General features: G+C 32.8%; 14 protein-coding genes. 8 read left to right on the plus strand and 6 right to left on the minus strand.

Annotated features, from left to right (window positions below; translation table 11 throughout):
- Positions 1-390: 390 nt before the first annotated feature.
- On the minus strand, positions 391-1,887 hold the full coding sequence (locus tag AsAng_RS09875; protein WP_264792614.1) for a CotH kinase family protein: 1,497 nt from the start codon (positions 1,885-1,887) through the stop codon (positions 391-393).
- On the minus strand, positions 1,884-2,579 hold the full coding sequence (locus AsAng_RS09880) for a DUF2490 domain-containing protein (protein ID WP_264792615.1): 696 nt from the start codon (positions 2,577-2,579) through the stop codon (positions 1,884-1,886). The genes AsAng_RS09875 and AsAng_RS09880 overlap by 4 nt, the downstream gene beginning before the upstream one ends.
- 243 nt (positions 2,580-2,822) lie before the next feature.
- Between AsAng_RS09880 and AsAng_RS09885 the strand changes: the two genes are divergently transcribed.
- From AsAng_RS09885 to AsAng_RS09905, 5 genes are all read left to right on the plus strand, one after another.
- Complete coding sequence (locus tag AsAng_RS09885) at positions 2,823-3,509, plus strand: hypothetical protein (protein WP_264792616.1); 687 nt, start codon at positions 2,823-2,825, stop codon at positions 3,507-3,509.
- 33 nt (positions 3,510-3,542) lie between these two features.
- Positions 3,543-4,244 carry a helix-turn-helix transcriptional regulator gene (locus tag AsAng_RS09890; protein WP_264792617.1) on the plus strand — a complete coding sequence of 234 codons (702 nt, stop codon included), beginning with the start codon at positions 3,543-3,545 and terminating at the stop codon, positions 4,242-4,244.
- A 76-nt stretch (positions 4,245-4,320) separates the two neighbouring features.
- Complete coding sequence (locus tag AsAng_RS09895) at positions 4,321-4,701, plus strand: DUF4345 domain-containing protein (protein WP_264792618.1); 381 nt, start codon at positions 4,321-4,323, stop codon at positions 4,699-4,701.
- Positions 4,702-5,001: 300 nt separating this feature from the next.
- Positions 5,002-5,967 carry an HTH domain-containing protein gene (locus AsAng_RS09900; protein ID WP_264792619.1) on the plus strand — a complete coding sequence of 322 codons (966 nt, stop codon included), beginning with the start codon at positions 5,002-5,004 and terminating at the stop codon, positions 5,965-5,967.
- Positions 5,968-6,063: 96 nt separating this feature from the next.
- Positions 6,064-7,299: a S41 family peptidase gene (locus AsAng_RS09905; RefSeq protein WP_264792620.1), complete on the plus strand. Its 1,236-nt coding sequence runs from the start codon at positions 6,064-6,066 to the stop codon at positions 7,297-7,299.
- 72 nt (positions 7,300-7,371) lie between these two features.
- On the opposite strand, the gene AsAng_RS09910 is transcribed toward AsAng_RS09905, so the two are convergent.
- Positions 7,372-7,779 carry a DUF7793 family protein gene (locus tag AsAng_RS09910; RefSeq protein WP_264792621.1) on the minus strand — a complete coding sequence of 136 codons (408 nt, stop codon included), beginning with the start codon at positions 7,777-7,779 and terminating at the stop codon, positions 7,372-7,374.
- Positions 7,780-8,235: 456 nt separating this feature from the next.
- Here AsAng_RS09910 and AsAng_RS09915 point away from each other — a divergent pair, with 456 nt between their 5' ends.
- The 3 genes from AsAng_RS09915 to AsAng_RS09925 all read left to right on the plus strand — a co-directional run bounded on the left by AsAng_RS09915 (position 8,236) and on the right by AsAng_RS09925 (position 9,565).
- Positions 8,236-8,463: a DUF1653 domain-containing protein gene (locus tag AsAng_RS09915; RefSeq protein ID WP_264792622.1), complete on the plus strand. Its 228-nt coding sequence runs from the start codon at positions 8,236-8,238 to the stop codon at positions 8,461-8,463.
- Between the two features lie 32 nt (positions 8,464-8,495).
- Positions 8,496-9,131: a zinc ribbon domain-containing protein gene (locus AsAng_RS09920; protein WP_264792623.1), complete on the plus strand. Its 636-nt coding sequence runs from the start codon at positions 8,496-8,498 to the stop codon at positions 9,129-9,131.
- 83 nt (positions 9,132-9,214) lie between these two features.
- The gene (locus AsAng_RS09925; RefSeq protein ID WP_264792624.1) at positions 9,215-9,565 is read left to right on the plus strand and encodes a hypothetical protein; all 351 of its coding nucleotides are present in this window, start codon (positions 9,215-9,217) and stop codon (positions 9,563-9,565) included.
- Positions 9,566-10,263: 698 nt separating this feature from the next.
- Here the strand turns inward: AsAng_RS09925 and AsAng_RS09930 are convergent.
- Genes AsAng_RS09930 through AsAng_RS09940 form a run of 3 tightly spaced genes read right to left on the minus strand, consistent with a single transcriptional unit; the run spans position 10,264 to position 12,366 of the window.
- The gene (locus AsAng_RS09930; RefSeq protein WP_264792625.1) at positions 10,264-11,460 is read right to left on the minus strand and encodes an FAD-dependent monooxygenase; all 1,197 of its coding nucleotides are present in this window, start codon (positions 11,458-11,460) and stop codon (positions 10,264-10,266) included.
- Positions 11,461-11,474: 14 nt separating this feature from the next.
- Positions 11,475-11,864, minus strand: a complete 390-nt coding sequence (locus tag AsAng_RS09935) for a hypothetical protein (RefSeq protein WP_264792626.1) — start codon at positions 11,862-11,864, stop codon at positions 11,475-11,477.
- Between the two features lie 16 nt (positions 11,865-11,880).
- Positions 11,881-12,366 (minus strand): hypothetical protein, encoded by a 486-nt coding sequence (locus AsAng_RS09940; RefSeq protein ID WP_264792627.1) that lies wholly within the window; start codon positions 12,364-12,366, stop codon positions 11,881-11,883.
- Positions 12,367-12,401 lie beyond the last annotated feature (35 nt).

Raw genomic sequence — 12,401 nt, forward strand, 5'->3', positions numbered from 1 at the left:
CTGTTGTTCTTTTTGCATTGCCCAAAAAGAACCAAAAACGCTAGGACTGGATGACTTCTTGGACAAAGTATCTTCTTGATAGCTTAGGCTTTCAGAAACTCGCTTCGCTCAAACACCTGAAAGCCTTATTTTTCCACAGGAAAAATAGCAGCTTTCTGCGGCGTACTTTGTTCCCAATCAGTCATATGCCCACCTCAAAACGCTCAAAAAAACATTCAAAAGAAACTTATTTCAAAGCTTTTTATTGCAAAAACAGCATCAAAAACACTTGGAACAATACATTTATACGAGGTTTTTATTCGTGGTCAAGAAAATGCTTATCGCTTAGAATCTAAAATTCATGGTCCAGATGAAAACCTTTAAACAGGGGGGAAATAACGTCAATCCCAATTAGAGGTTGGCAAAATGTACATCCAAGAAAAGTAATCTATCTTGCAGCCAATTGTCTATGTAGTTTTTCTCTTGTTGCACATCAATCACAGCCCCCCATTTTAACTGTTCTATGGCTAGAATATCTGATTTTTTCATGTTATCAAATGCTTCTTCATAAAAAGCTTCGATATTAGAAAACCTTAAGACATTCGCCCTCAACGCTAGCCATCTGCTTTTAAGTTTATGTTTAAAATTATCGGGAGTCAACAACAACAATCGTTCAAACAATTGATTGCTTAGAATAACATCTGAGTTCATCCTAGCTCCATCCCAAAATCGTCCCCAAGAACCATCAACATCCCAAGGTGTTATAAAAAAAGGAGATTGCGCATTCTTTCGAACCCAAATTATGTTCTTGCCATAATTATCAGATCCAGCAACTACATTCAAAAAAATGTAGTAATCGATCAACAGTTCTAAATCTATTTGGGTACCAATTTGCGCTATAAATTCAGCATCGCTTTTATTGACAACCATATCTCGCAAATCATAAAGAGGCTGCCAATTAATCTTATCTTTGGGATTGGGATATTTTTGCTCCCAGCCCTCCCACACATCTATAAAAAGTGGCGCATTAGAAGATAAATGCTCAAATATAGTCGCTCCTTCGCCCCAACCTGTTGACTTGTACAAAACGGCTTCTGAACCTGATAATTCAAGCTGTTCAGCATTCATTTGTTCATTCAAACTATAAAGCCCTTGATAGTCATTATTAATATACAACTCTACCAATCTAGCTTGAATAGCTTTATGCTTTGAAGGATTCATTGCCTTCCAAATTTCAAAGGATATTTTATTTCTCAACCTAGCTTTGTCATTATACATTGCGTCTAAAATCCAATCTTCATTTTTTTTCCAATCAAATAACGCTTTTGACGTTTTGTTGCTCAAATCCATTGTATTAAGAAAAGAAAAACCATAGGATTTTTTGACATTAAACTGCGCAGCTCCTCCCCTAAAATCGATCCCAACAAAAGCAGTCATTTTTAGGCTTGTATCAGATGGATAATTAATGGTAAATCGAGCCAACTTTTGGGGTTCGTCTATAATTTGATTTGGCGTAACAACCCTTACAATTGGTAAATTGGTAAAAACCAGTGTAAAATTATGTTTGATTCCTTTTGTAGTAATTTGAACGGGGTATTTTTCATTGATTTTGATCTTGCCCAAATGGTTTGTTGCCTGATTAATCAAGGCAATATTTTTAACACGAATCTCTGAATCCTCCTGAAATCGAACATAAGGGCTAAAGTTTTGAATAGAATCTTCAGCAATAGAATACCTTAGTGTTTTTGAACTTCTATCCAAAAAACAAGCCTTGTCATTCAATTCTAAGATCAATGCTAATTCCAATTGATTATTAGGCAAAGCATCAAAAACAATTTCCTCTTTGTAACAAGATTCAAAACTGATAAAAACGACAACAAACAAACATAAAGAGCTGATTATTTTCATAATTTTATACTATATACAATTTTCAGAAAAAAGAATGAAAAAGGGTCATTCACTTGTACATTTACTTCGTAACCAACAGCACAATTAAAGCTACCAACATTTGTTTTTATCTTATCTCCAATACAAAATCTTAACTTGTCTAAATAAGCTTCTCTAAATACTTCTGATGTGACAAAAAGCTCTGTAGAAAAATAAAATTTATGTACTTTTTTGTATTGGAAGGAGCCCCTTATTTTATTGCGAACTGCGGATCTTCTTTGAGCGATTGGTGTCCGTTGCCGCTGAAGCAGATTAATGAATTTTTGCTGATACCTCAGTCTATAAAATAGCTGAAATTTCTTTTTAACCTTAGCCCGAAACTCAATATCAAGATTATACCGCAAACTATTCTCTGCTGCCTTCCATTTGTTTACATCGTGTATATAACGAGCGTTGCTATTTAGTCTAAAATTTTTATTGATGGTATAAGTCAACCCTAATTCTGCCCAATAATTATCAATTCTTGTTGTATTTAGACAGGTTCGAAGTTGTTGTTCTAGCGATATTTCAAAATTTGAGGGCAATTCCTTTTTTAAAGCCACGCCAACCCAAACACCAAAATCCTGCTTTGCGATTATCTGTTGAGCTTTAACCTTAATAAACACACTGAAAAACAGCAAAACAAACAATGACAATCTACTCGTTTTTTTCATTCATAAACATTCTAAAACCAATCCATAAAAAAGAAATAAAATAGCCCCAAACTTTAGAATTCTTGTAGGTAACGCTGCACAAAATCGTAAAATTAGTTCATAGTTTGAAACGAAAATTAACAACAAAATTCACGATTTTAATCTAGAGAATACTTATATTAAGTTTAGCATAGTTTCTAGTCCTTTATCAACACCAACATTCCATCATTAAAAAATCTTCGTTTTGAAAATAAATTTTGAACTATGACAAAACTAAATTCGCTGCTATTTTTATTGTTCGTAATGAGCGGTATTTTAGCACAAGCCCAAAACAATACTTCTTTAAATGAGTTGACCAATAAAAAATTAATTCGTTTAAAGGATACGCTCTCCCAGAGCAGCCCCCATTCTTTAGCTATTTTTGAAAAAATCATTCATAATAGAGAAAAAATAGCTCTAAATGCAAGAACAGCAAACTTAAATTTTGATTCTCTTTCCGCTGTTTACATTCTTGAAGTTTACAGCCCTGAAGCCCAAACGGTAACTGTTTACGAAAGATACTATTACAAGGATGCCGTAGCGTCTACAGAACTTCCTTTAGGAAAAAAAGCATTAATAAATGGAGCCGAAGATCCTTGGTGGGATTTCAATCAAGACCCTATTAATGCACAAGCACTCCCCCAAATTAAAGCTAGATTTAAAATCCTCAAAGAAATTGATTACTCTTTTAGTATTATTCGAAAAGTAATAACAACAATGGGTTGCGACATGGGAATCCCTCACAATTATTATAAACGATTAAAACGAAAAGAAAAAAGAAAATTAGGTAAAAACATAGATCCTAAGACTCATTGTATAGAAACACTCATTCAAAAAAATGAGACGCTAATTTCTTTTCAAAATGCTCAAAAGCAAAAACCAGAAGTCGTAATTTGGGTTCGTCCTTATTAATCTCCTATTACCAATTGCATCTTGAAAATAAAAATGGAAGAAAAAGAAAAACCAAGACTTTCCAGATTAACTGCCATTATAACTCAATTACAATCCAAAAAGGTCATTACGGCAAGCTATCTTGCCCAAAAACACAAGGTAAGTGTAAGAACTATTTATCGAGATATTCGCACCCTCGATAAATCAGGGATTCCAATAATTACAGTAGAAGGCAAAGGATATTCTTTAATTGAAGGTTACCAATTGCCCCCTGTTCAATTTACAGAAGACGAAGCCAATGCCTTAATTACTGCTGAGCAACTAATTCTAAAAAGCAAGGATCAATCCTTTAGCGAAAGCTATAGTAATGCCATTATAAAAATTAAATCTGTTTTAAAATACTCTCAGAAAAGAAAAGCTGATTTATTAACTGACAGAATCTATTTTAAAGAAAATGATCCACATCAGAATACAAGTAATCATTTAATGAAAATTCAATTTGCTATCACCAATTTTCAATTATTAAAGATTAAATATCGCTCATTAAATGGTACAGAAACTCAAAGAGAGATAGAACCTTTTGCCATTTATAGTACCAAAGGAAAATGGCTACTAATTGCATTTTGTCGATTGAGAAATAACTTTAGGGCATTTAGGATTGATCTCATCCAACATTTAAGCACATTTTCTACTACTTTTACCCCTCATGATATGACGTTGGAACAATATTTTGAATTATATGTCAAAAAAGACTAGATAGGTCTGACATACCTTTGTCATTTCACCATTTTACTTTTGCAGTATTACTTAATTTAACTAAAAGCATTTTAAAATGGAGATATTTAATACCGTTGTTCTTGCTATTTCTGGTCTTTTGTTTCTTATGGTTGGTTCATTGAGAATCAGCAACCCCATAAAAAACTATGCAAAAAACTCAGGCATCAAACTTGAAAAGGAGGTGAACCTCTTAAACGAAGTTAGAGGCACAAGTGCTGTTATGCTATCAGGTGGTATAATCATTTTATTGGGAATAATAATTCCTAAGTTAACGTTTACATCATTCGTTATTGCAATTCTTATCTTTATTGGGTTTGCCATAGGAAGGATTCTGAGCATTTTTTTAGATGGCAAGCCCAATAAACTTATACTTCAAGGCTTAATCTTTGAACTTGTACTGGGCTCTTTAAATATTTTTTGCCTTTTAGGCAGCTAAATTCACAGTTTGTTCATCCGTTTTTTTGTTGGTTAAAAATTGTAGATTTTGCTGGTTGATTAAAGAAAAAATTACTGGCAAAATCTACCATTTTGTTTTGAGATTCGCTATATTTCTGCACAAATAGCCCGTCAAAAAACCAAAACCAATGCCTAAAAACAAGAAAAACCAACAGTCTATTCACCTGCCTTATTATCGCCTCTTGTATATCTAGTTGCATTCCTATAACAGCAGATTCTAAATTCACAATCAAATAAAGATTTTATATATTCACATTTTACACCATTGAAAAAACAGCAAATGACAATAAAAGAAGCCATTCTAAAAGTTCTGGAAGACCATAAAGGGTCCTTTACCTATTTGGAGGTTTTGAAAATGATTGATGCAAAAAATTATATTGATTGGACCAATGCCAAAACTCCTTCCGATACAATTGGGGCTCAACTGGGGCATTTTATAAGGCAAGATGATTCTCGGGTAAAAAGAATAAAAGGGAAAAAAGGATTTGAATATTACTTATCAAAGTATGAAAATGAATTGAATCTATCCGCTGTTGTTGCAAAGGAAACTAACTCCAAAAAAGATGCTGCAAAAAAATACCAAGAAAGAGATTTACATAAGCTTCTAAGTAGTTATTTGAAGAGTCAAAATATTTATTCCAAAACCATTTTTCATGAAAAATCATCCAATAGCAAGGACGATCACCAAAAATGGGTTCATCCAGATATGATAGGCATTCATTTTTTAAATCTAAAAAACAAATCCAGCAATGCTTTATTAAAAGTAATCAACAAGGCTGATGCCTTTGATTTAATTTCGTACGAACTAAAAAGGGAAATAAAATCCGATTATGAATTAAAAAAGTGCTTCTTTCAAGCCGTTTCTAATTCAAGCTGGGCAAACTATGGCTATTTAGTAGCTTTTCATATAAGCAGGAACTTATTGGATGAGTTGGAACGCCTAAATCAATCCTTTGGAATCGGCATCATAGAATTAAGTGGAAATCCCTATGAAAGTAAGGTTTTGTTTCAGCCCAAATTTAAAGAACTCGATTTTAAGACAATGGATAAATTGTGTGAAATAAATTCAGAATTTGAAAAATTCATCAGTCAGACCGAAACCTTGCTAATTGCACCAGAAAAATACCTAAAAGGAATAAGAAAAGAATTTGAAACGTTTTGTGATGATTATTTCAAAACGGATTCGGAAATTGAGAAATACTGCAACACTAAAAACATCCCTTATGAAGAAGAAAAAACCGTATAAAACCTTTCAAAACGCAAAATTTCAAGTTTTGCACTTGGAGGCGTTTTACTTTTTCTACCTTTGAACAAGCCTACAACATAGCAACAAACAGATTACATGAACAGAAAAATATTTTTACTCCTCTTAATTGCTCTCCCCTTTTCTGCTCTTTATGCGCAAGAAAATAAAATTGACAAAAATAAAATCAAAGAAGATTTAGACGAAATCATCAATGACATCGCACAAAATTATGTCTATTTGCAAGAAAAAAAGGTCGATTTAAACTGCATTAAGGCATTTTATACGGATGCAATAAAAAATATAAAATCAGAAGAAGAAACGGTTTTGTTTTTTGAATATTTGCTCGACGAATTTTACGATAATCATCTTACTTTAAGAACAAATAGAGATGCTTCATTTCGCCTATTCGCACCTGTTTATACAACAATTGTAAATGGTCAATTTATCATTTCAAATGTTTGGCAAAGCCAAATAGAAGGGCTAGATAAAAATATAATTGGAGCTGAAATTTTAGAGTTTAATGGTGTGGATTTTGAACAAGCCATCAAAAATTTCCCAACTCATTGCAATGACAAAGATTTCCCTGAAACCAAAGAATGGATTGCGAACAAAATCTTAGCAGGTCGTTATAATAAACCACGAATACTCACTTTAAAACTAATCTCTCAAGAGAAGATTGAAATTGATTTAGATAAAATTAAGATAAAAAATGAAAGTGATTTACTGACTTCCCAAACCATTGATGGGATCGGGATAATAAGAATCAACAACTCCCTCGGCAATGATGACTTAGTTCGTGAATTTGACAAAACTTTGGATCAATTATCAGGCACCAATGGGCTAATTATTGATTTAAGAAATACCATATTTGGCGGCGATTCTTATGAAGCCCGTGGTATAATGAGCCGATTTATAAGCGAACCCAAACCATACCAGATGCATGCATACATTGCAAAATCAAAAAACAATCCCGATATAAAAAGAAGTTGGGTAGAATATGTCAGCCCACGTTTAGAACAGTACAAAAAATCGGTTGTAATTTTAGTGGGTCGTTGGACTGGAAGTATGGGCGAAGGGCTTGCTATTGGTTTTGAAGGAATGGGAAGAGCAGAAATTGTTGGTACAGAAATGCGGCGCTTAGCTGGCGAAGTATTTGATTTTGGATTCAAAAATCAATGGTATGGTTATAAACTTTCCACAAGAAAATTATACCACATAAATGGAACCATCAGAGAGAAATATTTACCCACTCATTATGTAAAACAATCTACCAATACAAATGACGAAATACTCCAAAAGGGGCTTACGCTGATTAAGGAAATGATAAAATAAAAGCCATTCGGCGCCCCCTCTAATTCCCCACTCATAGAATTGATAAGAACAAGAGTTAAAGGGGGGCGGTGATTATTTTGTTTCAGCTAAAATTTCCAACAACCAACGAACGGCCTCTTCTTTTTTGCTGAAAACTTTCATGGGACCTTTGCCTTTTTCGGTAGATCCCAATGACCTTCCTGTCAATCTCAAAAAAGCATTTACAATTAATTTAGCACCAAACGAATTAGCGATTAATGCATTAGCAACTTCGTCACTTTCAATGCTATCATAATAAGCCATCACATCCTTGCTGATATATTGATCTGGCACATAACTAAGTACCGCCATTCGCTTCCCACGTATTATTTTTTGCATTGCTTCTGCATTCTCTTTAGCCGTTTCTAAGGTATCAGGTTGATCCCAATCTTTTCTAGTTGATACTTCTACAATATTATCGGGTCGAACGATAATTTTTAGAGACCTAGTGCTGTATTCCATAGCGTATTAGAGTTTAGTTAAAAAAGATGTATTTATTCTGTCAATTAGCTTTAGCTATATTGCTACTATGTGGTACTTGCGGCTGGCTATCACTCATGAGCTTACAAAGCTCAGTTCTACGTGATTTTTAATGGAGTAATAAACAATTAAAAATTTAATTATCTACCAACAAAGTTTTTGGGGAGGGATTGATCAATGTCCTTAATAACATTGCTTTGCTCAGAAATGTTTATAAAAGTTACCTTTTTATTGCTTTTTTGTAAAACTATTTGTCAATAAATCAACCTTTTCGAATTTCAACACTACTTTGGGAGTATTTAATGGTCTAATTGGACAAATACATCGATTGGTGATAATAAGCAACTAAGCAGAACTAATGATCATCTATTGACGGCTAAATTTTACAGATCATTTATTAAAATAGTCATTCACTTAATCCTTAAATCAAAATTAAACATGAAGCATCCTATTCAATTAAAGACGGGCAAGTATCAACATTATAAAGGCAAATACTATAAAGTTATTTCTACTGCTAGGCATTCTGAAACCTTAGAAACGTTTGTAGTTTATCAACAACTGTACGGGAATTTCTCTCTTTGGATTCGACCTTATGATATGTTTGTTGAACAGCTCCTAATTGATGGAAAGACCATTCAACGATTCAAATTTATTGCTGAAGAGTAGATACTTTCTCATACTATTTAAAATGTTTTATTATGTTTCTTATTTCTGGTATCCGTGAAAAAGTAATTAAATCCTATCCAGACAAATTAAAAAAATGCCCTCAATGTCAAAAAAAAACGCTCTTATTTAAAGTATCACAAGAATATTGTCATCTATTTTGGATTCCTGTTATTCCTTTGGGAAGAAAATGGGTAGATTTAGTTTGTAAAAACTGTAATAGGCATAGTTATTCAAGGGAAAGGGAAGATTTCTTTCTCTCAAACACATCAACTCCTATCTATTTATTTTCAGGTGCTATTTTATTTGCTGTCTTTATTATTTTACAAAGACCGTATTTTTTAACGCATCAAAAGAAAAAGTTAAATTTCGTTTCAAAACCACAAATCAATGATGTCTATAAAATAGAAGCCGAAGAACTAGTCTATGGAAAAACTAAGTATGAATATTACCGTGTCGTTGAGATCCAAAAAGATTCTGTTTATACCTATAAAAACACGCTAAAGTATGGAAAAATACTTGATATATTTGATGCCAAGGACTACTTCATAGCTAAAAGAATAGCTTTTAGCCATAAAGATTTAAAAATACTATTAGAGAAAAGGATAATATATGATATAGAGCGCAATTATAATGAAAATATAGGCTATCATAGAACTAAGCCAGAGTAAATATTGCATTAATAAATTTTAGCCTGTTTTGAAACACAAAAGGAAAATTGATTGCTTCTAATTGAAATTAAAAACTAAACATTATGAATTTGTTCAAAAACCCAAAAATTAAAAAGTTTTATAACGATGCTCAAGAAAGCATGATTAATTATCTAGATAGCACAACATCTTATGATAAAAACGATGTTAAAAAATGTATGAAAATTATAGATTTTTATCTGATAGAGATAGAAAAAGTTATATCCAAAAAAGAAGGGTTATCTGTTATAAAAACGACAGTTAACATGTTGAATTTACTGAATGAAGATTGCTATCATGAGCTAATTGAAACAGATCAAAGAGAGTATTTAGCTCAATTAATAAACCTTGCTGCAACAGAAAAAGGGATCAATGAAAAAAATGAAGATTTAACCGAAAAATGGAGAGTTTGGTGATTTTTAGAAACGGGCTAGAGCTTTAACCTGCACTTAAAATACTAGTTTAGGAAATACCTTGTTGAACTATTTTTCAGATATTAGATCAAGCTATACCGTTGATGTATTACATCAAGCCTGCTCGATCATTACATTCATACGTTTAAATAGGGTGATTCAGTAGTAAAACAAAAACATATTTTAGCAATTTTACTAAACTATAAAATACTGTTTGTTAACCTATAGCAATAAATTCAATTATTTCTTTTTAATGAATTGAACATTGGAAGTTTTAATTTAGCCCTTATTTGGGGGGCAAAATAACAAAAAGCGGGGTAATCAATACCTGTTGTTCTTTTTGCATTGCCCAAAAAGAACCAAAAACGCTAGGACTGGATGACTTCTTGGACAAAGTATCTTCTTGAAAGCTTAGGCTTTCAGAAACTCGCTTCGCTCAGACACCTGAAAACCTTATTTTTCCTACAGAAAAATAGCAGCTTTCTGCGGCGTACTTTGTTCCCAATCAGTCATATGCCCACCTAAAAACATTCAAAAGAAACTTATTGCAAAACTTTTTATTGCAAATAATAGCATCAAAAACACTTGGAGCAATACATTTGTTTTACTACTGAAAGCCCCTATAACAGCCTAATAGGGGCTAATATCTAAACACAAAGCAGTCTAGAATAATAAGCTTTTTCTTTTGTTTCTCTGTTTTCTTAACAATCATTTTTTATGGAGAGTATAGGGGGCGTAGCAATAGTTTTATCCAATTTATACAATTCCAGCATTTGTTTTTTCAGATAAGATTCAGGTGTATTTTTGAGCATAAAATTTCTAATGACCTCCATCAACCTGTTTGTTATGGCGATTTTTGATGTCAATCTTGACTGTTTTACTAATTTCTCTACTTTTGATTTTCTATAAGCATAGAACGCATCGTATCCTGTTTCTAAACAACTAGATTTATCTATAAAATTGGATAGATAAAAGGCATCTTCTATTGCTTGAGCACCACCTTGCCCTAAATCGGGTGTCATACTGTGTGCAGCATCGCCAATGAGACAAATATTTCCCAAATTCCATTTGTTCAGCAATTCTAAATCGGAAAGATTGCCCCTAAATATTTTTTCGCTTGCTGTATTTTCAATCAAACGATTTACAAGAGGATGAAATTCTGCAAACATATTTGTTAGAAGCTGCCTTAGATTTTTCTTATCATCTTGTAAATTGGGGGCACTCAATTTTACGGCAAACCAATAGACTTTTCCTTCGGAAATTTTAGACACCCCAAACTGTAGTTTTTTCCCCCATAGGGTAAAGCCAACAGATTCTAATTCATTATTTAAATCATAATCTGCAACCCCTCTCCAACAGGTTTGTCCCGAATATCTTAATTGACTATTGGGAAAGAGTTGCTTCCTTACTTTAGAGTTGATGCCGTCTGCACCAATGATAGAATCTGTATCTACCCAAGAGCCATCTGTAAAATTTATTGTTATTGATTTGTCGCTATTGGTGGAGTACTTTTTAAATTCTTTATTCAATTCAATACGATCTTGTTGTACGTATTTATATAAAATTTGCTGTAGTTTTCCTCGATGAATTGCCATTGTAGTAAACCCAAACTTTTCTTGAACAAAATCTTGCTTAGAATCAGATATTGGATTTAATTGGTGATCGGCTACTAAAATTCGAGAAAAACTATTTCCTGCATCTTGAATTTCTTTTAACAATTTAGGATTGATCCATTCCAGCACTTGCAATGCATTAGGCGACAACCATATTCCTGCACCAACCGCTTTTATTTGTTCCGCACGTTCGTATAACTTATAAGGAATATTTAATTTATCAAAGGATAAAGCAGTTGTTAGCCCTCCTATCCCTCCTCCTATTATTGAGATATAATTTTTCATTTTTTATAATACGTTTAGTTTCCAACAACCGATAATATTCCTATTACAAAAAGAACTACCCATCCAGGATGCCTTCCCTTTGTTCCTACTAAAACTAATAAGGAAGAAAAAAGCATAGTGCAAACGATTGAATTCAAAACAAAATCCATTGTTGCTGTATTGGGTTGGTTTAAGAAGGATATTTTTATTAGAATAGCTCCAATACCCCAACCAAAAACAGAAGCTAAATGCCAAGTTGCCCATACTATTCTCAGGTGCCTTTCTTTTAACTCTCCCCCTACTTTGGTAGGAACTAAGCTTCCCTTATTTCTTTTGTTGTTAAAGATTAAATATTCTCCAAGAATTGAATGAGCAATTCCCAAAAGAACACATAGAATACCAGCGATTAGTAGATATAAATTCATGCATTACGTTTTATTATTAAATATTACTCGTCATTTTTCCCAAATTTATTTTCTCTACCCTTGTAAACGTTATTACTCTGACATAATCCATTTTTTTCCAGAGGTAGGCATTGCCTTTCAAAGCGTTTGTTCGCTTCATTCTCCTATTCAATCGCTCTATCTCTTTCTGTGTTGCCTTTCTCTTCTCTCCTAATACGCCATATAGTTTAATTGCAGGCGGAGTATCAAATTTTTCTTTAAACAAAGATTTAATCCAAAAAAGGCGGTTGCTGTTCACTCCTAAAATGCAAATATTTTTATTGGTGGTTGCGTGAACAGGAAGTTTTGATGGAAATTTTTCAAAATAAAAACCTGTTGGATTGTCATTTAAAAATAGTGAGCCAATAGGCGTTACAGTTGGATTATTATTAACATCAACTGAAGCGATCGACACATAAAAATTTGACGCAAAACTCTTATTAAAATGTTTCCTAATCGTTCTCCAATCTATTACTAAATCCATGATTTGATTCCTTTGAGTCAGTTATTAAGTAACTT

This window comes from Aureispira anguillae (genome assembly GCF_026000115.1).
GTDB classification, from domain to species: domain Bacteria; phylum Bacteroidota; class Bacteroidia; order Chitinophagales; family Saprospiraceae; genus Aureispira; species Aureispira anguillae.